This is a genomic window from Streptomyces sp. SID3343, from assembly GCF_009865215.1.
In the GTDB taxonomy this organism is placed as follows: domain Bacteria; phylum Actinomycetota; class Actinomycetes; order Streptomycetales; family Streptomycetaceae; genus Embleya.
Window position 1 is genome coordinate 16,411 of record NZ_WWJX01000143.1, and the last position, 20,222, is coordinate 36,632.

Annotated in this window: 17 protein-coding genes and 1 pseudogene; 7 read left to right on the forward strand and 11 right to left on the reverse strand. The window is 69.4% G+C overall.

The window, feature by feature from the left end; genetic code table 11:
- Nucleotides 1-22: 22 nt before the first annotated feature.
- The gene (locus tag GT354_RS04785; RefSeq protein WP_161354905.1) at nt 23-688 is read right to left on the reverse strand and encodes a hemolysin III family protein; all 666 of its coding nucleotides are present in this window, start codon (nt 686-688) and stop codon (nt 23-25) included.
- Between the two features lie 245 nt (nt 689-933).
- Between GT354_RS04785 and GT354_RS04790 the strand changes: the two genes are divergently transcribed.
- The 4 genes from GT354_RS04790 to GT354_RS04805 all read left to right on the forward strand — a co-directional run bounded on the left by GT354_RS04790 (nt 934) and on the right by GT354_RS04805 (nt 6,515).
- Nucleotides 934-2,736 (forward strand): phosphoenolpyruvate carboxykinase (GTP), encoded by a 1,803-nt coding sequence (locus tag GT354_RS04790; RefSeq protein WP_346011853.1) that lies wholly within the window; start codon nt 934-936, stop codon nt 2,734-2,736.
- 254 nt (nt 2,737-2,990) lie between these two features.
- Nucleotides 2,991-3,752 carry an isoprenyl transferase gene (locus GT354_RS04795; protein ID WP_161354906.1) on the forward strand — a complete coding sequence of 254 codons (762 nt, stop codon included), beginning with the start codon at nt 2,991-2,993 and terminating at the stop codon, nt 3,750-3,752.
- Between the two features lie 292 nt (nt 3,753-4,044).
- Nucleotides 4,045-5,361, forward strand: coding sequence for a PhoH family protein (locus tag GT354_RS04800; protein ID WP_161354907.1), 1,317 nt, complete (start codon nt 4,045-4,047; stop codon nt 5,359-5,361).
- Between the two features lie 410 nt (nt 5,362-5,771).
- Entirely contained in the window at nt 5,772-6,515 is a 744-nt protein-coding gene (locus GT354_RS04805) for a transglycosylase SLT domain-containing protein (protein ID WP_346011854.1), read from the forward strand.
- Between the two features lie 96 nt (nt 6,516-6,611).
- Here GT354_RS04805 and GT354_RS04810 read toward each other — a convergent pair whose 3' ends face one another.
- Complete coding sequence (locus GT354_RS04810) at nt 6,612-7,772, reverse strand: steroid 3-ketoacyl-CoA thiolase (RefSeq protein WP_161354908.1); 1,161 nt, start codon at nt 7,770-7,772, stop codon at nt 6,612-6,614.
- Nucleotides 7,773-8,000: 228 nt separating this feature from the next.
- Between GT354_RS04810 and GT354_RS56345 the strand changes: the two genes are divergently transcribed.
- The gene (locus GT354_RS56345) at nt 8,001-9,311 is read left to right on the forward strand and encodes a TetR/AcrR family transcriptional regulator (RefSeq protein WP_161354909.1); all 1,311 of its coding nucleotides are present in this window, start codon (nt 8,001-8,003) and stop codon (nt 9,309-9,311) included.
- A 100-nt stretch (nt 9,312-9,411) separates the two neighbouring features.
- On the opposite strand, the gene GT354_RS04820 is transcribed toward GT354_RS56345, so the two are convergent.
- Together GT354_RS04820 and GT354_RS04825 are read right to left on the reverse strand one after the other, a co-directional pair.
- Nucleotides 9,412-9,933, reverse strand: a complete 522-nt coding sequence (locus GT354_RS04820) for a carboxymuconolactone decarboxylase family protein (protein WP_161354910.1) — start codon at nt 9,931-9,933, stop codon at nt 9,412-9,414.
- Between the two features lie 2 nt (nt 9,934-9,935).
- Nucleotides 9,936-10,487, reverse strand: a complete 552-nt coding sequence (locus GT354_RS04825; RefSeq protein ID WP_161354911.1) for a peroxiredoxin — start codon at nt 10,485-10,487, stop codon at nt 9,936-9,938.
- Nucleotides 10,488-10,915: 428 nt separating this feature from the next.
- On the opposite strand from GT354_RS04825, the gene GT354_RS04830 reads away from it, so the two are divergent.
- Nucleotides 10,916-11,851: a hydrogen peroxide-inducible genes activator gene (locus GT354_RS04830; protein ID WP_161354912.1), complete on the forward strand. Its 936-nt coding sequence runs from the start codon at nt 10,916-10,918 to the stop codon at nt 11,849-11,851.
- Between the two features lie 12 nt (nt 11,852-11,863).
- Here the strand turns inward: GT354_RS04830 and GT354_RS04835 are convergent, their stop codons facing one another.
- The 7 genes and pseudogenes from GT354_RS04835 to GT354_RS04865 all read right to left on the reverse strand — a co-directional run.
- Nucleotides 11,864-12,796, reverse strand: coding sequence for a hypothetical protein (locus tag GT354_RS04835; protein WP_161354913.1), 933 nt, complete (start codon nt 12,794-12,796; stop codon nt 11,864-11,866).
- Nucleotides 12,797-12,805: 9 nt separating this feature from the next.
- Nucleotides 12,806-13,309 carry a SigE family RNA polymerase sigma factor gene (locus GT354_RS04840; protein ID WP_161354914.1) on the reverse strand — a complete coding sequence of 168 codons (504 nt, stop codon included), beginning with the start codon at nt 13,307-13,309 and terminating at the stop codon, nt 12,806-12,808.
- Nucleotides 13,310-13,468: 159 nt separating this feature from the next.
- Nucleotides 13,469-14,155 (reverse strand): DUF402 domain-containing protein, encoded by a 687-nt coding sequence (locus GT354_RS04845; protein WP_237534372.1) that lies wholly within the window; start codon nt 14,153-14,155, stop codon nt 13,469-13,471.
- A 77-nt stretch (nt 14,156-14,232) separates the two neighbouring features.
- Nucleotides 14,233-15,633 carry a class II fumarate hydratase gene (locus GT354_RS04850; protein ID WP_161354915.1) on the reverse strand — a complete coding sequence of 467 codons (1,401 nt, stop codon included), beginning with the start codon at nt 15,631-15,633 and terminating at the stop codon, nt 14,233-14,235.
- 94 nt (nt 15,634-15,727) lie between these two features.
- Nucleotides 15,728-16,375, reverse strand: a complete 648-nt coding sequence (locus GT354_RS04855) for an LUD domain-containing protein (protein ID WP_161354916.1) — start codon at nt 16,373-16,375, stop codon at nt 15,728-15,730.
- Complete coding sequence (locus GT354_RS04860) at nt 16,372-17,883, reverse strand: lactate utilization protein B (RefSeq protein ID WP_161354917.1); 1,512 nt, start codon at nt 17,881-17,883, stop codon at nt 16,372-16,374. The genes GT354_RS04855 and GT354_RS04860 overlap by 4 nt, the downstream gene beginning before the upstream one ends.
- A gap of 197 nt (nt 17,884-18,080) precedes the next feature.
- Nucleotides 18,081-18,803 (reverse strand): annotated as a pseudogene (locus GT354_RS04865) ((Fe-S)-binding protein); the annotation flags it as partial.
- Between the two features lie 173 nt (nt 18,804-18,976).
- Between GT354_RS04865 and GT354_RS04870 the strand changes: the two are divergent.
- Nucleotides 18,977-20,222: alpha/beta fold hydrolase (locus tag GT354_RS04870; RefSeq protein ID WP_161354919.1), on the forward strand; the 1,246-nt coding region annotated here is incomplete at its 3' end.

A 20,222-nucleotide genomic window follows, 5' to 3' on the forward strand; every position in this document is an offset into this window, starting at 1 on the left:
GGGAGGTCGGGTGGGGTGCGGGTCAGTCGATCGCCACCAGCGCGACGGCCACGAAGTGACTCGCGAAGGCCGCGAGGGTGAACGCGTGGAAGACCTCGTGGAAGCCGAACCACTGCGGCGACGGGTTCGGCCGCTTGATGCCGTAGACCACCGCGCCGAGGCTGTAGAGCACGCCCCCGACGATCACCAGGACCACCACCGCGACGCCGCCCTGGCGCATGAATTCGGGCAGGTAGAACACCGCCGCCCAGCCGAGCGCGACATAGATCGGGGTGTAGAGCCACCGCGGGGCCCCGATCCAGAAAACCCGGAACCCGATGCCCGCGAGTGCCCCGATCCAGACGATCCAGAGCAGAATTTGATCGCTTTTGCCCAGCAAAAGAATGGTCAGCGGCGTGTACGTGCCCGCGATGATCAGAAAGATGTTGGCGTGGTCGAGGCGACGCAGAACCGCTTCGCCACGGGGGCCCCAGTTGCCCCGGTGGTACACCCCCGAGGTGCCGAACAGCATCGCGGCGGTGAGCGCGAAAACGCCGCACGCGACCCGCGCTTTGGTGTCCCCGGCGAGGGCGACCAGGACGATGCCCGCGGCCACCGCGAGGGGGAATGTCCCCGCGTGGATCCAGCCGCGCAGCTTGGGTTTGATGGGCGTCAAGGGCGCCGTCAAGGCGTGCGCGTCCACACTCATGAAACCGAGTGTACTTACGCGAACGTAAGTTACCGGTAAGTACCGAGTGAATCGCATCACGGGAGATCTTGTGCCACAGGGTCGCGAAACCGCATGTATTTGGGGTTTTCGGGCCGGTACGGGGCACAACTTCCAGGTGGGGCCCGGTCCCGGGCGGTTCTTTGTTCGTACGACCGGATAAAATCCCCGCAACCCTCAACCCCGACGCCGGGGACTCGCCGTCCCAGGCGCGAAATGGAGCGATCGTGGCCAACGAGGTCCCGACGAAACACCGGCAGCTGATCGACTGGGTGAGCGAGATAGCCCAGCTGACCCAGCCCGACCGAATCGAGTGGTGTGACGGTTCGGAGGAGGAGTACCAGCGCCTCGCCGACCTCCTCGTCGAGAAGGGCACCTTCAGGAAGCTCGACGAAAACAAGCGCCCCAACAGCTACTACGCGACCTCCGACCCTCGGGACGTCGCGCGAGTCGAGGACCGGACCTTCATCTGCTCCGAAAAGGAGGAGGACGCGGGTCCGACCAACAACTGGACCGCCCCGGCCGAGATGCGTGCCAAGCTCGACGGCCTGTTCGCGGGCTCGATGCGTGGTCGCACGATGTACGTCGTGCCGTTCTGCATGGGTCCGGTGGGTTCGTCGCTGTCCGCCTACGGCGTCGAGATCACCGACTCGGCCTACGTCGCGGTGTCGATGCGCACCATGACCCGTATGGGCAAGGCCGTACTCGACTTCCTCGGCGAGGACGGCGAGTTCGTCAAGGCCGTGCACACCCTCGGGGCTCCGCTCGCCGACGGCGAGGCGGACGTGCCGTGGCCGTGCAACACCGAGAAGTACATCACGCACTTCCCCGAGGACCGCGAGATCTGGTCCTACGGCTCGGGCTACGGCGGCAACGCCCTGCTCGGCAAGAAGTGCTACGCGCTCCGGATCGCGTCCGTCATGGCGCGGGACGAGGGCTGGATGGCCGAGCACATGCTGATCCTGAAGCTCACGCCTCCCTCGGGCGCCGAGCCGAAGTTCATCGCGGCCGCCTTCCCCTCGGCGTGTGGCAAGACCAACCTCGCGATGCTCCAGCCGACCATTCCGGGCTGGAAGGTCGAGACCGTCGGCGACGACATCGCGTGGATGCGGTTCGGCGAGGACGGTCGGCTGTACGCGATCAACCCCGAGGCGGGCTTCTTCGGGGTCGCTCCCGGCACCGGTGACGACACCAACGCCAACGCGATGAAGACCATGTGGGGCAACTCGGTCTTCACCAACGTCGCCCTCACCGACGACAACGACGTCTGGTGGGAGGGCATGACCGAGGAAAAGCCCGCGCACCTGATCGACTGGAAGGGCAACGACTGGACTCCCGAGTCCGACACGCCCGCCGCCCACCCCAACGCGCGGTTCACCGTTCCCGCCGCGCAGTGCCCGACGATCGCTCCCGAGTGGGAGGACCCGAAGGGTGTGCCGATATCGGCCATTCTCTTCGGTGGTCGTCGCGCCACCGCGGTTCCGCTGGTGACCGAGTCCTTCGACTGGCAACACGGCGTCTTCCTCGGCGCCAACGTCGCGTCGGAGAAGACCGCGGCCGCCGAGGGCACCGTCGGCGAGTTGCGCCGCGACCCGTTCGCGATGCTGCCGTTCTGCGGCTACAACATGGGCGACTACATGTCGCACTGGCTGGACATAGGCAAGGCCACCGACGCGGACAAGCTCCCGAAGATCTACTACGTGAACTGGTTCCGCAAGGACGCGGGCGGCAAGTTCGTGTGGCCCGGCTTCGGCGAGAACAGCCGCGTGCTCAAGTGGATCGTCGAGCGCCTGGAAGGGCTCGCCGACGGCGTCGACTCCCCGATCGGCGTACTGCCGACGCGCGAGTCGCTCGACCTCAAGGGCCTGGACCTCACCGACACGGAACTGGACCTGCTCCTGACCGTGGACCGTGAGATCTGGCAGCAGGAGGCCGCGTTGGTCCCCGCGCACCTGGAGAAGTTCGGCACGCACACGCCGCAGGGGCTGTGGGACGAGTACAACAAGCTGGTCGCCCGACTCGAAGGCTGAGCCGACACCGTGACACCGGGCTGACCGGGAGTCGAAATACCGGTACGCTCCGGGCCCGGCGGGATCTCTCCCGCCGGGCCCTCGGCGTTTTGTCGCGCCCTCCGCCGGAAGAGACGCGGGTCACCGCGACACGCCGTTCGCGAACCGACCTTCACCGCATCTTCACGCCCGTCCTCCGTCGCGTGATTCCGAGTGGGCGCCGGACGGGAGTAGGGTTTTCGCGCGGGTGATCACGGACGGAGGAGCAGGTGGACATGGGCCTGCGGGACCTCGCATACGGCGCGTACGGCAAGCGCATCGAGGCATCGCTCGACCGTACGGTGATACCGCGTCACGTCGGCGTCATCCTGGACGGCAATCGCCGCTGGGCGAAGGCGTACGGCGAGCAGATCGCCGAAGGGCACCGCAAGGGCGCCGACAAGATCCACGAACTCCTCGGCTGGTGCGAGGAGGTCGGCGTCGAGGTCGTGACGCTGTGGCTGCTGTCCACCGACAACCTCAACCGGCCCCCCGACGAGTTGGCCGAGCTGATGGTCATCATCGAGAACGCGGTGCAGGACATCGCCGCCGCGCGGCGCTGGCGGGTGCACCCCGTCGGGGCGCTCGACCTGTTGCCCGAGCACACCCGAGACGTGCTCAAGCGCTCCGAGGAGGAGACCGCCGGCTTCGACGGCGTCTTCGTCAACGTCGCGGTCGGCTACGGCGGCCGGCACGAGATCGCCGACGCGGTGCGCTCGCTGCTCCAGGAGCACGCGGGCCGCGGCACCACGATCGAGGAACTCGCGGAGTTCATCGACGTCGAACACATCGCCGAGCATTTGTACACCCGAGGCCAGCCGGATCCGGACCTCGTCATCCGAACGTCCGGTGAACAGCGGTTGTCCGGCTTCTTGCTGTGGCAAAGCGCGCATTCGGAGTTCTACTTCTGCGAGGCCTTCTGGCCGGACTTTCGGAAAGTCGACTTTCTTCGAGCGCTGCGCGACTATTCGGCCCGACACCGCCGCTACGGGACCTGACGCGTCGTCACTGGGGCCGTCCGATACGGGATTTCCGCGGCTCTGTGATCATCGTCTTTGTGTCGGAGCCCCTGATCACGGGAATAACCCTCTCGGGCCGGCCCGCAATCCAGTGAGCCGGTGCGCTATGTGGGTGACACCCCGTCACCTGCCCGGGAGGCCCTTCCGTGCACTACAAGCTCCACTGTTCACGGCGACAGGAGGGCCGGGCACCCGGCTCTCGGGCCGGGGCCCGGACTCCGAGCGATCAGGGCGCACGGTGCGCGTGCCCTGAGAGGGGGCGAGGCACTCCGTGGCCACGATCCAACGCCGTGCTCCGCAGCACCGGACGTATGTCCTCGACACAAGCGTGCTCCTGGCCGATCCGTCGGCGCTCTTGAAGTTCGACGAGCACGAAGTGGTTCTGCCCGTTGTCGTGATCACCGAGTTGGAGGCCAAGCGCCACCACCCGGAACTGGGCTACTTCGCCCGGCACGCGCTGCGGATGCTGGACGAACTGCGCACGCAATACGGGCGTTTGGACGCGCCCGTGCCGATCGGGGAATCCGGCGGCACGCTGCGGGTGGAGCTCAACCACATCGACGCGACCGTTCTCCCGCCCGGGTTTCGCCTCGGTGACAACGACTCGCGCATCCTCGCGGTCGCGAGGCACCTCATGGCGGAGGGGCACGATGTGACACTCGTGTCCAAGGACGTACCGATGCGGGTCAAGGCATCCGCGGTGGGGCTGAGCGCGGAGGAGTACCGCGCCGAGTTGGTGAACACGTCCGGATGGACGGGCATGGCCGAGTTGCAGGTCGACTCGGACGACATCGACGCGCTGTTCGAGCACGATCGCACCCACATCGAACAGGCCGCCGACCTGCCCTGTCACACGGGCCTGGTGCTCGTCTCCGAGCGTGGAAAGGCGCTCGGGCGGGTCACCGCCGACAAGCAGGTGCGACTCGTGCGCGGCGATCGCGACGTGTTCGGCCTGCACGGGCGCAGCGCCGAGCAGCGGATAGCTCTCGACCTGCTGCTCGACCCCGACATCGGCATCGTCTCGCTCGGCGGGCGCGCCGGTACGGGCAAGTCGGCGCTGGCGATGTGCGCGGGCCTGGAGGCGGTCCTGGAGCGCAATCAGCACCGCAAGGTCATGGTCTTTCGACCCCTGTACGCGGTGGGCGGCCAGGAGTTGGGATACCTGCCCGGCACCGAGAACGAGAAGATGAGTCCGTGGGCGCAGGCGGTCTTCGACACGCTGTCGGCGGTCACCACGTCCGACGTGATCGAGGAGGTCGTCGCGCGCGGCATGCTGGAGGTCCTGCCGCTCACGCACATCCGCGGCCGGTCCCTGCACGACGCGTTCGTCATCGTCGACGAGGCCCAGTCCCTGGAACGCAACGTCCTGCTGACCGTGTTGTCGCGGATCGGCAGCAACTCGCGGGTGGTGCTCACCCACGATGTCGCGCAACGGGACAATCTGCGGGTCGGCCGGCACGACGGCGTCGTCGCGGTGGTCGAAAAGCTCAAGGGGCATCCGCTGTTCGCCCACATCACCCTGACCCGGTCCGAGCGTTCGCCGATCGCGGCGCTGGTCACCGAGATGTTGGAGGACCTGCCGGGCTGAGTGCCCGCGTCGCGCACCGAGCCCCGTCGACGGCGTCCCGAGTGTTTCGGGACGCCTCGGCGGGGCTCGAACGTGTCGGTTATGTCGGGTGGAAACGGACTCCTCGGGAAAAGGAAAACCCTTGCCCGATCCGACCGTTGTGATGTTCGACACGCGCCGGGAAATTGCTTCCGAATGTTTGGCTGAGGCAGGCTGCTGAACTTGTAAGACCCCCGCGTACAGCTCGACCCGACAACTGAACACATGACCTGCTGTACGCCGCCCGTCGAAACGTTTCGGAATCTCCTCGGAAAATCCCGTGACGTCAGGGCCGTGACGACACCTCGCGAAAGCGCGAGGTCGTTCGCAGACCAGGGGTTGGACTCGTTCACCGCGCTCGTCGCGGGGGGCGCCTGCCGGAAGGAACATGTGTGAGCCGGATCTCGGTCCGGGGGATAGCCGTGGCATCCGCCACCGCTGTCACGGCCGTTGGCGCCGTCGTCGGTTTCAGTGGAGCGGGAGTTTCCGCCCCTGCCGGCGCCCAGACACTAGACGAAGCGAGCACGACCAAGCTTCTGGAAGTTCCCGCCGCCCCGCAGGCGCAGGAACTGAGCACCGGGATCACCCAGCAGGCCGACGCCCAGACGGCCGCCTACGACGAGGCGCAGCGCGCTCAGGCCGCAGAGGCCGAGCGGGTCAAGGCCGAAGCGGAGAAGGCCGCCGAGGAGAAGGCGGCCGCGGAGAAGGCCGCGGCGGACAAGGCCGCGGCCGAGAAGGCGGCTGCGGACAAGGCGGCGGCCGACAAGGCCGAGGCCGACCGCAAGGCGGCCCAGGAGCGCGCGGCCCGGTCCGCCGTGCGTGGCCCGGTGGAGAAGGTGACGGCTTCCGCCGCCGACGCCAAGGCGATCGCGCAGTCGATGATGAGCTCGACGCAGTACACGTGCTTCAGCAACATCGTCGAGCGCGAGAGCGGTTGGCGGGTCAACGCCACCAATGCCTCCTCCGGCGCCTACGGGCTCGTGCAGTCGCTGCCCGGCAACAAGATGGCCTCGGCCGGCGCGGACTGGCGCACCAACCCCGAGACGCAGATCAAGTGGGGCCTGAGCTACATGAACGGGCGCTACGGCAGCCCGTGCGAGGCATGGACGTTCTGGAAGAGCCACCACTGGTACTGACAGTTCGTCACATCCCGGACGAGACACCGACGAGCCCCGCTTGCCGCAAGGCGAGCGGGGCTCGTTCGCGCGTGGCGCGCGTCGGGCGCGGTCGGGTCAGATCCGCTCGATGATGGTGCCCGAGGCGTTGGCGCCGCCCGCGCACATCGTGACGAGCGCGAACTGCTTGTCGGTGCGCTCCAGTTCGTGGAGCGCGGTGGTCAGCAGGCGCGCGCCGGTGGAGCCGACCGGGTGGCCGAGCGCGATCGCGCCGCCGTTGACGTTGACCTTGTCCAGGTCGGCCTTTTGCACCTGGGCCCACGACAACACGACGGACGCGAACGCCTCGTTGACCTCGAACAGGTCGATGTCCGACATCGACATCCCCGAGCGCGCGAACAGCCGTTCGGTCGCGTCGTTGGGGCCGTCCAGGTGGTAGTGCGGGTCGGCGCCCACGAGGGCCTGGCTGACGATCCGCGCGCGCGGACGCAGGCCCAGTGCGCGGGCCTTGTCCTCGTCCATGATCAGCAGCGCCGCGGCGCCGTCGGAGATCTGCGACGAGTTGCCGGCGGTGTGGATGCCGTCGGGTACGACCGGCTTGAGCCGGGTCAGGCTCTCGATCGTGGTCTCGCGCAGGCCCTGGTCGCGGTCGACCATGCGGGTCTCGCCGGTGGGGTTGCCCTCGGCGTCGAGCACGGGCGCCTCGACGGGCGCGACCTGCGACGTGAAGCGCCCCTCGTCCCACGCGCGCTTGGCGTTGGCCTGCGAGCGCACGCCGAGCGCGTCGACGTCGGCGCGGGTGATGCCGCGGTTGCGGGCGATCCGCTCGGCGGCGGTGAACTGGTCGGGCAGGTCGATCGCCCAGTCCTCGGGCTTGGACTTTTGGCCCGGCTTCTGGGTGTGCCCGAGCGGGTTGCGGCTCATCGACTCGATGCCGCATGCAACTCCCGCATCGATGGCGCCCGTCGCGATCAGTCCCGCGATCAGGTGGACCGACTGCTGGGCCGAGCCGCACTGGCAGTCGATCGTGGTGCCGCCGGTGCGGTGCGGCAGACCGCCGTACAGCCATGCGTGCTTGACGATGTCGCCGGACTGCTCGCCCGCCTGGGTGACGCAGCCGCCGATGACCTGGTCGATCAGCTCGGGATCGATGCCGGCGCGCTCGATCAGCGCGACCTGGGCGGCGGAAAGCAGTTGTACGGGGTGTAGACCGGCCAGCCAACCGTTGCGCTTGCCGATCGGGGTGCGCACGGCTTCGACGATGACGGGATTTCCCATGGACAGCTCCTGGCGAGTCATGGGTGGCCCGGTCCTGACGGCCGGGCCACGTGTGGCGACGAGTTGATCCAGCCTGCCGCCCACCCTGCCCCAGGTGTATGACTAAGTCAAGGATGTTCCGGTGTCAAGCCCGGGCGACGCCCCGGCGCCGGCTGCCGCGGTGGGCGGGTGGTGATTAGCGGAACGTGAGCTTCCGCATGGGAATCCCATGCGTACTACGCTTGCCGAGTGTTCAGCGATCGAGCGGGTGCGGAGCGTCACGTCAGGCCCCGGGGGGATCGACGCGCGGAGATCATCAGACACGCGTGCGCGTTGTTCGCCGAACGCGGCTACGGCGCGACGACGGTTCGCCAGATCGCGGAGGCCGCCGACATGCTGTCCGGCAGCCTGTATCACCACTTCCCGTCCAAGGAAGCGATGCTCCGGGAAGTCCTGGACGCGTTCTTCACCGAGATCATGAACCGCCATCGAGCCACCGTCGCGCGCGACCACGACCCGATCACCACGCTGCGCGGACTGCTGCGCGACAGCCTCGACGCCATCGGCGACAACCCCGACGCGGCGATCGTGGTGGTCGGCGAATCGCGCCGCCTCTCGCGCAACGAGGGCTTCGTGTGGCTCTCCGATCGCACCGCCGAGGCGTCCGGCCTGTGGGGCCGCGTCCTGCGGCGAGGGGTCGAGGAGGGCAGCCTGCGCCGGGACCTGCATCCGGTACTGCTCTCGCTGATGCTCCAGTCGGCCGTGTGGGGGATGGCGCAGTGGTACCGGCCGCAGGGGACCTACGACACCGACGCGGCGGCCGGGCGGCTCGTGGACGTCTTCGTACGCGGGGTCGTCGTCCCCGGGCGCTACGCGTCGCGGCAGATCTGCAATCTGCTCGGCCCCGCGCGTTACACGTCCCCCACCCTGCGCCCGGTCGGCCCGGACGAGGACGCGCGGGTGGAGGCCCGGCGGCGGATGGCGCGCGTTTCGAGCGAGACCGACGCGCGGACGCGGATCCGGATCGCGTCGAACCTGTTGTTCGAGCAGGACGGCTACGCGGGGACCACGGTGCGCCGGATCGCCGATCTGGCCCGGGTCCCGGTGGGCAGCCTCGCGCACCACATCGGATCGAAGGAACAGCTGCTCGCCGACCTGCTCAACGACTTCCTGGGCGACCTGCGCACCGCGTTCGACAAGGACGCCGTCGGGCAACCGGAGCCGGTGGAGCGGCTGTCGGGTCTGATCGGGCGGACCGTGGAGGCGCACGCCCGGCACGGGGTCTCCACGGTGTTGGCGATAAACGAGATACGGGGCGACGAACTCCCGTGCGGCCGGCTGCGGATCCAGCGCGCGAAGGTCTCCGACACGTGGACCCGGTCACTGGCGGCGGGCATCCGCGCGGGCGACTTCCATCCGGACCTGGATCCGGTCTTCACCCAGCGGGTGCTGCGGACGGCGATCTCCACAGGCAGCCGCATCTACCGCGGCATGGGCGTACGCGACGCGGTGGGGCTGTATCGCGAGGTGGTCCTGGCGGGGATGGGCGCCCGGCGCTGAGGGCGACCGCTGCGCCGCTGCGCGGGGCGCACCGAAGGCCCGCCCCGAACGGGACGGGCCTTCGTGGGTGTAGCGGGTGTGACGCGACGTCAGGCCGTGCTCAGCCCTCGGTCTCCAGGGTCACGCCGACCGCGTGGATCACGGCGGCGATCTTGATCGCCTCCTGGATCGTCTCGCGCGGCACGCCCTCCTTGCGCAGGACCTGCTCGTGCGACTCCAGGCACCGACCGCAGCCGTTGATCGCCGAGACGGCGAGCGACCACAGTTCGAAGTCGGCCTTGGGGGCGCCCGGGTTGGCCATCACGTTCATCCGCAGACCGGCCCGGAGGTTGCCGTATTCCGGGTCGCCGATGAGGTGCATGGACCGGTAGTAGATGTTGTTCATCGCCATGATCGCGGCAGCGGCCTTGGCGGCGGTGAACGCCTCGTCCGACAGGTGCGTCTTGGCTTCCGGCTCCAGCTGGGCCAAAACCTTGGGGCTGCGCGCGGCGATGGCGCACGCGAGCACCGTGCCCCAGAGCGTCTGTTCGGCGAGCTTGGAGTTGCCCACGACCGAGCCCAGGTTGAGCTTGAGGTCCTTGGCGTACTCGGGGAGGTCGGCCTTCAGGACGTCGAGTCCCATGCTCAGGCGTCCATCAGCGCGGCGGCGTCCAGGGTGTCGCCACCCTTCTGCCAGTTGCAGGGGCACAGTTCGTCGGTCTGCAGCGCGTCGAGGACACGCAGGACCTCGTCGGGGTTGCGGCCCACCGAGCCGGCGGTGACCATGACGAACTGGATCTCGTTGTTCGGGTCGATGATGAAGACCGCGCGGTCCGCGACACCGTCGGCGTTGAGCACGCCGGCGGCCGAGGACAGCTCGCGCTTGAGGTCCGACAGCATCGGGAACGGCAGGTCGGTCAGGTCCGGGTGGTCCTTGCGCCAGGCCAGGTGCACGAACTCGGAGTCCACGGACACGCCGAGCAGCTGCGCGTCACGGTCGGCGAAGTCGTCGTTGAGACGGCCGAACGCGGCGATCTCGGTCGGACATACGAAGGTGAAGTCCTTCGGCCAGAAGAACACCACGCGCCACTTGCCGTCGTACGACTTGTTCGTGATCTGCTCGAACGCCTTGTCGGCCTCCAGCGAAACAACGCCGGTGAGGTCGTACTCGGGGAACTGGTTACCGACAGTAAGCACTGCGTCTCCTCCGTGCGGGGGCCGGGAGGGCAGGTTCACCTTCCCGGTCGGACGTACGTTGATCACGATGCCACAGGGAAATTGATAGATGAAATAAGCAATGCCGCGATCATTGATCGCCACCGCCTATCAGTGCGTGTCGTATCGGAGACCAGGTCAATCCATACGATCAGCCGATCGCATCGCACGCGGAGGGCGCCGAGGAGCATACGCGCAGCGGGCTCGGATCCCGAATTCCCCGTACGGCGCCGGCTCGCCGACGGGCCGCCCGACGGGCCGCGCAGCCACCGAAGGCGGCCCGTCGCGTTCCGACGACAGCCGTGATCGATTGCGGACCGTAGTCGGTCGCGCCCGACAGCCGACCTGCCGGCTATCGTTGAGCGGGTAGGGGCTCGGAGGGGCTCGGACCGCACGTGAACACTCGTCAGGTGGTTTCCATCAGTACTCGCACGCCCACGTTGTCGCAGCTCAGAGCGTTTGCCGCAGTCGCCGACTACCTGCACTTCCGGGACGCCGCCGCAGCCGTCGGCACCAGCCAGCCCGCGCTGTCCGGGGCGATCGCGGCCCTGGAGGAAGCGCTCGGTACCCACCTGGTCGAGCGGACCACCCGCCGGGTCCTGCTCACCCCCGCCGGCGAGCGGGTCGCCCGGCACACCCGCCGGGTGCTCGACGCGCTCGCCGACCTGGTCGACGAGGCCGAGTCCGCGCGCCGGCCGTTCACCGGGCCGCTGCACCTCGGGGTGATCCCCACGGTCGCGCCCTACGTCCTGCCCGCGCTGCTGCGCCTGGCGCGCGAGGAGTACCCCGAACTCCAGCTCTACGTCCACGAGGAGCAGACCGGCTCGCTCCTGGACGGACTCACCAGCGGGCGGCTGGACCTGCTGCTGCTCGCGCTGCCCTCGGGCATCGGCGGCGTCGAGGAAATCCCGCTCTACGAAGAGGACTTCACCCTGATCGTGCCCGAAGGCCACCCGCTGGCCGGGCGCGAGGACGTGCCGCGCTCGGCGCTGCGCGGGCTTGACGTACTGCTCCTGGACGAGGGGCACTGCCTGCGCGACCAAGCCCTCGACGTGTGCCGCGAGGTCGGCGTGGGCGAGGCGGGGGCCACCCGCGCGGCGAGCCTGCCGACGCTGGTGCAACTGGTCGCGGGCGGACTGGGCGTCACGCTGTTGCCGCAGACCGCGATCGACGTGGAGACCCGCCCCGGATCGCAGCTCGCGGTGTCCCGGTTCGCGGCGCCGGCCCCGTACCGGCGCATCGGCCTGACGATGCGGTCCAGCACGGGGCGCGGCGAGGAGTTCGCCGAACTCGCGGTGGCCTTGCGGCGCGCGGTCGGCGGGCTGCCGGTGCGGGTGGTGGAGTGACGGCGTGCGGGCCTATCCGGGCACGTGGTGGGTGCGCCGGAATTCGATCACCTGGAGCAGGCTCGGGTCGGTGAGCATCCTCGCCACCTGCTCCACGGACATCGGTGGATTGCGCTTCTTGTCGCCGTCCGCGCTGACGATCAACATGATTTGCACGTCCTTGTAGTCGAAGAGCGCGTAGGGGGAACGCTGCAGGTCGATCCAAGGGTCTCGCGGGGTCGGTTGGTCCCACGACGCGCTGCCGATGTTGCGCACGCTGAACACGGTGCCGTCGGGCATTTTCCCGTCCGCGCACTGGCCGGCCGGCGGCTGGTACACCCGAGTGTCGGTGCACGCCAGGTTGCCGGACGCCTTGCGGGGCACCACGCTCTCGGGCACCTTCGTCGAGCCCGGATCCGCAGCCACGGGAGGGAGCGGCCGGACGTCGAACATGACGGTGTACGTGCCACGCTCCGATGTCAGCTCGAAGTGCGCCGGGTCGATGTTCGGAACCTGCATCCGGCCCATCTCCGGTGGTAGCAGCTTCACCAGCACGTCCGCGACCTTTTGCTTGTACGCGTACTGGAACTCGACGTCGGACCTGGTCGGTTGGTCGTCGGAACCTTCCTCCAGCGGAGTCCAGGTGGTGACCGGATATGCCGTCGTCGGGGCCGCCAACGACCGGTCGGTAGGCCAATTGGACGGCCGGAGCGGCATGTCGGGAGTCCACGTGGTCCCTGCGGGCGCCGAGTCGGTCGCCAACATCCTCGGCAGCAATACCGTAGGAGCGGCAACGGCCGCCACCGTTCCCACCAGCACCGCGCCCACGACCGCGCGCGAACGCAGCCGTCGGCGGCGTCCCTCGCGTACCGCGCCCGGCACGAGGTCTCGCAGCGGCGGCAACTCGTCGACGGCCCGGTCCAGGACCGCCCTGAAGTCCTGTTCGTCTCGATAGCCCTGCGGCATGACGATCCCTCAACTCTCGGTCGCGTACAGGTGGAGTTCGCCGAGTTCGGCGCGGAGTTTGGCCATCGAACGCGCGCACTGGCTCTTCACGTTGCCCGGACTGCAGCGCATGAGCGCGGCGACGTGCTCCACGCTCAGGTCCTCCCAGTAGCGCAGGATGACCATGACCCGGGGCTTGGGCGGCAGTGTGGCCAGCGCCGCGAGCAGGGTGAGCCGCAGATCGCTGTGGTGGTCGACGAACGTGGGTGTGTCGTCGACTTCGAATGCGCCGCGTTCTCGCCGACGGCCGCGCTGTTCGGCCAGGAAGGTACGGCTGAGCACGGTCTTGGCGTACGCGTCGAGGTTGTCCGCGCGGCTCGCCCGCTTCCAGTGCTGGAACAGCTTGGCGAGCGTGGTCTGGGTGAGGTCCTGCGCGCGGTCGGCGTCGCCACAGAGCAGGTACGCGGTTCGGTAGAGCCGGTGTTGGCGTGCTCTCGCGTACTCCTCGAAGTCTCGTTGCCCGGTAGTCGGCATCCGGCCTCCCCCTTGGTGTCACCTCTCTCAGAGCGGCGAAGTTCCGAAAGGGTTGCACCGAACCCGGATCCCGATCCCGATCCCGGACCGTCGGCTCTCGGTCCCGCCCCCGGACACGGGTCGGGCCCGACCGAAGTCGGGCCCGGGTGTGCCGCGTCGCTACGCGCTGCGCACGTTGTCCGCCCAGTTGTCCGGGAGTTGGGGCAGCGGCCACGCGGGGTCCGGGCGCCAGTTCTCCCAACCCCCGTCGAACGGCGCGCCCCACGCCCGGATCGCCTCGACCGCCTCGCGCCCCTCGGCCTCGATCGCCGCGACCTGTTCGTCGGTGAGCCGGCCCGCCTCGCGGGACGCGGCGAGTTCGTCCTCGTCCTTGTACTCCCACCGGCGATCGGGGGTGACCCACACGTCGAGCACGTGGTCCTCGGTGTCCACGCCGCCCGACCAACGCGCGCGCGGACGTTCGAGGTTGACGTACCAACCGGAGAAGCGCCAGTTCGGCTGCCAGAACAGCCACACCGACCACGGTTCGCCCGGGCGGGCGAGCATCAGCACCCCGGTCCCGGTCCACTCCACGATCGAGGGGATCCGGCCGAGCCGGAATCTGCGCTCGATCGGCGCGGTCCGGATATCGGATCCGTCGGGCAACATGGGCTTGACCCTGGACGTGCCCCCCGCGAGCCACACCGCGAGTTGGTCGGGTTCGTCGCGAACCACGGTCACCGGACGGCAGTCCAGAACCTGTTCGTTTCGCAGATAGCGCCAGAGCACCTGGTCGCCGGGGGACCAGGTGCCGGCTGCCGACCGTGGGTCTTCGAAGTGCTCGTGCATACGCAAGATATTGGACATGACCTTGGTTTACCCAGTGCCCGTGACACCTGACCGTGGGTCATGTTACGGGTGGGCCATGCTCAGGCGATGGATCTTCACGGACGGGTCATGCCCAGGACATCGAGCGCCGTGTCGAGTTCGGCCTCGGTGAGCCGGCCCGCCTCGACGTGACCGCGCTCCAGGACGACCTGCCGGATCGTCTTGCGCTCGGCCAGCGACTGCTTGGCGATCTTCGCGGCCTCTTCGTACCCCAGGAAGCGGTTCAGCGGCGTGACCACCGACGGCGAGGACTCGGCGTATTCGCGCATCCGCTCGACATCGGCCTCGATGCCGCCGATCGTGCGATCCGCGAGCACGCGTGTGACGTTGCCGAGCAGCCGGATCGATTCGAGCAGGTTGCGCGCGATCACCGGGAGCATGACGTTGAGTTCGAAGTTGCCCGCGGCGCCGCCGAAGGCCACCGCCGCGTCGTTGCCGATCACCTGCGCGACGACCTGAGCGACCGCCTCGGGGATCACCGGGTTGACCTTGCCCGGCATGATCGAACTGCCCGGCTGGAGGTCCGGCAGACGGATCTCGGCGAGGCCGGTACGCGGGCCCGAACCCATCCAGCGCAGGTCGTTGACGATCTTGTTGAGCCCGACGGCGATCGTACGCAGCTGGCCCGACAGTTCGACCAGCGCGTCACGCGCTCCCTGCGCCTCGAAGTGGTCGCGGGCCTCGGTGAACGGGAGCCCGGTCTCGGCGGCGATCTCGGCGATCACGCGCGCCGAGAAACCCGGCGGGGTGTTGATCCCGGTGCCCACGGCCGTTCCGCCGAGCGGGAGTTCGACCACCCGGGGGAGCGTCGACTGCAGACGCTCGACGCCGTAGCGCACCTGCGCCGCGTAGCCGCCGAACTCCTGACCGAGGGTCACCGGGGTCGCGTCCATCAGGTGGGTGCGCCCGGACTTGACCACGTCGGCGAACTCGACAGCCTTGCTCTCCAGGCTCGACGCCAGGTGGTCGAGCGAGGGAATCAGGTGATGGGTGACCGCGAGGGCGGCGGCGATGTGGATCGACGAGGGAAACACGTCGTTGGACGACTGGGACGCGTTGACGTGATCGTTGGGGTGCACGTCGCGCCCCAGGCGCTCGCTCGCGAGCGTGGCGAGCACCTCGTTCATGTTCATGTTGGAGGACGTGCCCGAGCCGGTCTGGAACACGTCCACCGGGAACTGGTCGGCTCTGCGGCCCCGCACGACATCGGCCGCGGCCTGCTCGATCGCCTCGGCCGTGTCCTTGTCGAGCACGCCCAGTTCGGCGTTGACGCGAGCGGCGGCGCCCTTGACCCGGGCCAGCGCCTCCACGTGGGCCGTTTCGAGTCGCTGCCCCGAAATCGGGAAGTTCTCCACGGCGCGTTGGGTCTGGGCCCGCCACTTGGCGTCGGCGGGGACGCGTACCTCGCCCATCGAGTCGTGTTCGATCCGAAATTCGCCGGTCGTTGCCTCGGACATCGTTGCGCCCTCTCCTGTAGTGCTCCTCGGGAACAACCGTGCGTCGGCTCGGCCTCTTCCCGAGAGGCACCTACCCAATCACCCACCTGCCGGGCTATCCGATGACCACCACGTGCAGCGTGCGCGGGCCGTGCACGCCCTCCACCCGCTCCAGTTCGATGTCGCTGGTCGCCGACGGACCGGAGATCCACGTCTGCGGGCGTCGCGGGTCGAGCCGGGCGACCGCCTCCGGGACCGTCCCCACGATCTGGTCCACGCGCACGACACACAGGTGGTAGTCGGGCAGCAGGGTCAGCACGCGGCGGCCCTGGTCGGGCCCGGTGTCCAGGACGATCGTGCCGGTCTCGGCGATCGCCAGCGCGCAGCCCGTGGCCACCGCGTCGATCTCGCCGATTTCCTCCTGGGTCAGCGCGGGGGAGTCCACGACGAGTTCGGCGCCGACCCGGGTGAGCCAGTCGAGCCGCCTTCCGGGCGGCACCACCAGCCGGGTGACGCCGGCGGCGCGCAGCAGTTCGTTCGTACCCCGGAGCAGGTCGCGCGCGTCGTCCACGTGCAGCACGGTGGCCTCGTAGTCGGCGACGCGCTCCGCGAAGCGGCCGGCGACGTCCAGACCCGCGGGACGCTCGCGGCGGTAGGTCCGGCGCACCGGGGCCGGCTTGGGTCGGTCGTCGAGGGCGGTGCGCAGGCGGTCCAGGACCACCGTGCGGGCGTCGCGGTCGAACTCGTCGGGCTGCATCGTCATGCCTCCGTGCCGCCGTCGGTGCGCTTGTACCAGGACCGGAAGGACTCCGGCGGCGGCGCGGGCGCGTCGCGGTCGGTGAACCACTCGCCGAGCGGGCCGGTGACCTTCCTGGGCAGCAACTTCTCGGGTAGGGGCAGTCGGCCGATCACGCCGTGCCTGGCGAACCGCGAGCCCATCCCGGCGACGTGCTGGGCGAGGCCGATTCGCCACGGCTTCTCGAAGGCCCACTGGACGGCCTTCATGCCGGCCGCCTCGGCCCGGTCGTGCGGCCCGCGTCCGCCGTCCACCACCTGGGCCCGCAGATGCAGCAACACGTCGGGGATGTCGATGCGTACCGGGCACGCGTCGAAGCACGCGCCGCACAGCGAGGACGCGAACGGCAACGACGCGGTCTGCGCGTCCACGGGGTGCTTGGCGATGCCGCGCAGCTGCGGGGTGAGGATCGCGCCGATGGGACCCGGATACACCGAGCCGTAGGCGTGCCCGCCGGTGCGTTCGTACACCGGGCACACGTTCAGGCATGCCGAGCATCTGATGCAGCGCAGTGCCTGCCGGCCCGTCGGATCGGACAGTACGTCGGAGCGGCCGTTGTCGAGCAGGATCAGGTGGAACTCCTGCGGTCCGTCGCCGGGGGTCACGCCGGTCCACATCGAGGTGTACGGGTTCATCCGCTCGCCCGTCGAACTGCGGGGCAGCAACTGGAGGAAGACCTCCAGGTCGCTCCACGTGGGCAACAGTTTCTCCACACCGAGCACGGTGATCAGCGTCTTGGGCAGGGTCAGGCACATGCGCCCGTTGCCCTCCGACTCCACGACGCACACCGTGCCGGTGTCGGCGATCGCGAAGTTGCCGCCGGAGACCGCGACTTCGGCGCGCAGGAACTTCTCCCGCAAATGCCGGCGCGCGGCGGCGGCGAGCGCCGCGGGTTCGTCGCTCATGTGCGCGGGCGCGGGGCGACCGAACCTGCCCATCTCGCGCAGGAAGATCTCCCGGATCTGGGCGCGGTTGCGGTGGATCGCCGGGACCAGGATGTGCGACGGGAGGTCCTCGCCGAGCTGCACGATGAGCTGCGCGAGATCGGTCTCCCACGCGTGGATGCCGGCGTCGGCCAGCGCATTGTTGAGCTCGATCTCCTCGGTGACCATCGACTTGACCTTGATCACCTCGTCGACGCCCTTGGCCCGCGCGACGGCGACCACGATCGCGTTCGCCTCGTCCGCGTCGCGGGCCCAGTGCACGATGCCGCCGGCCGCGCGCACCGACGCCTCCAGGCGTTCGAGGAGTTCGGGCAGGCGGGCGAGCACGTCGTCCTTGATCGCCTCGCCGGCGCGGCGCAGCAGTTCCCAGTCGGGCAGTTCCTCGACCACGGCCTCGCGCTTGGCGCGGATCGTGTGGGTGGCCTTGCGCAGGTTGGCGCGCTGGACGCCGTTCGCGAGCTCCTTGTGCGCGGCCTCGGGGAACGGCGGCATCCCTACGAACGTGGGTTCCCTGCGTACGGATGTGGTCATGACGTCGCCTCCGATCCCGATCCGTATCCCGGTCCCGATCCGTATGCCGATCCCGGCACCAGGCCCGAGAGGAGGTCGAAGCCGGTGCCGAGGCCGGGCGCGGTGCCGCCCGGCGGCTGGGGTGCGGGCTCGGTCCCGAACACTCGTGCGTGTTCCGACGTCAAGCTCGACGGATACGGCGCCACGTCGGACAGTGCTCCGCTGGAGGCAAGGATGTCGGCGAGGTGCAACACCCGTACGCCGGCGTGCTGCCGCGAGATCAGGCCGCCGATGTGGGTCAGGCACGAGTTGTCGCCCGCGCACAGGACCTGCGCGCCCGATTCGAGCGTCGCGGTCACCTTGTCGGTGCCCATCGCGACCGACGTCTCGGTGTTCTTGACCGCGAACGTGCCGCCGAACCCGCAGCACTCGTCGGCGCGTGGCAGGTCCACCAGGGTCAGGCCGCGCACCGCGCGCAGGAGCCGGGTGGGTCGATCGCCCACCCGCAGCAGCCGCAACGAGTGGCAGGTGGGGTGGTAGGCGACGCTGTGCGGGAAGTACGCGCCGACGTCGGTCACACCGAGCACGTCGACGAGGAACTCGCTGAACTCGTACACCTTGGGGGCCGTTCGCGCGACGCCGTCCACGAGCGCGCCGCCCGCCCGGCGGGCCACCGTCGCGTGGTGGTCGCGCACCATCGACGTGCACGAGCCGGACGGCACGATCACCGCGTCGAAGTCCTCGAACGCGTCCACGAACGAGCGCACGAGCGGTACCGCGTCCCGGCGATAGCCGGAGTTGAAGTGCATCTGCCCGCAGCACACCTGGCCGTAGGGGAACTCCACCTCGTGTCCCAGACGACGCAGCACACGGACCACGGACTTCCCCGTTTCCGGGAAGAGCGTGTCGTTGAAGCACGTGATGAAAAGGGCAAGCCGCACAATTGACCTCCGCGATCGACTCTACGGATGTCCTCCGTAGGCGGCCCGGCCAAACCCGCCCGCCGCATCCGGTCGTGTGACGAGGGGCGTCTGCGGGGGCCCCGAGCAGCGTCCGCGGTGCCGGCGGGGGACGCCTCTCCGGAGCGCCGGGTTCCACCACGTAGGGTCGGGCCATGAGTCTCCGGACGGCACTCGGCCGCCCCTTCGCCGTTGCCCGTTCGCGGCTGACGACCCGCAGATCCCGTGTCGTCGCCGGGATCCTGGCCCTCGTCGTGTTGCTGGGCGTGGTGCTCGGGGTCGGCGCGCTCGCCGGAGGCGACACGGAATCGCCCGTACCGGGCAGCGATCAGCGGATCGAGGTCGCCGCCGGGCCGAACGATCCCGCCCGGATCGCCCTCGATACGACCCTGTTCGTACCGCCGGGCGGGCACGGGCCCGCGCCCGCGGTGCTGCTCGCGCACGGATTCGGCGGCAGCAAGGCCGAGTTGCGGCGCGACGCGGAGGCGCTGGCCCGTTCGGGCTATGTGGTGTTGACGTACTCGGCGCGCGGATTCGGCAGTTCACAAGGGCGGATCGCGCTCGACCAACCGGATTACGAGGTGGCCGACGCGCGCGCCCTGATCGACTGGCTCGCGGGCCGGCCCGAGGTGCGGCTGGACGCGCCCGGCGACCCGCGGGTGGGGGTCGCTGGCGCGTCCTACGGCGGGGCACTGTCGCTGCTCACCGCGGCCTACGACCCGCGAGTGGACGCCATCGCGCCGCAGATCACCTGGAACGACCTCGCGGACTCGCTGTTGCCGAACGCGGCGGGCGGCGGGCCGAACGAGGGTGTGTTCAAGAAGATGTGGGCCGGGTTGTTCTTCTCGTCGGGAACGAGCCCGTTGGGCACGCTCGCACCGGCGGACGCGAGCACCGGCTGCGGGCGGTTCACCGACGAGGTGTGCGCGATCTACCGCCGGGTCGCGGTGACGGGCAAATCCACGCCGCAGGCCGTGGAACTGTTGCGCAGGGCGAGTCCGGCCTCGGTGTCGGACCGGATCGCGGTGCCGACGTTGCTGGTCCAGGGGCAGAACGACTCGCTGTTCCCGCTCGATCAGGCCGACCGTACGGCGGCCTCCGTCGCCCGCAACGGTGCGCCGGTCGAGGTGATGTGGACCGCGGGCGGCCACGACGGCGGCACGCCGCAGACGTCGATGGTGCGCGACCGGATCCGCGAGTGGTTCGACCGCTGGCTCAAGCCGGCCGCCGCGCCGCCGAAGGGCGGGGCCGCGCAGCCGGCGGGCCCGTTCCAGGTCACTCGCTCCGGCGGGGTGGACAGCGCGACCCGGGAACGGGTGCTGCGGACCGCCGACACGAAGGGCTATCCCGGCCTGAACGGCACGCGGCAGCGCGAGGTGCCGCTCGTGGGCCCCGAGCAGA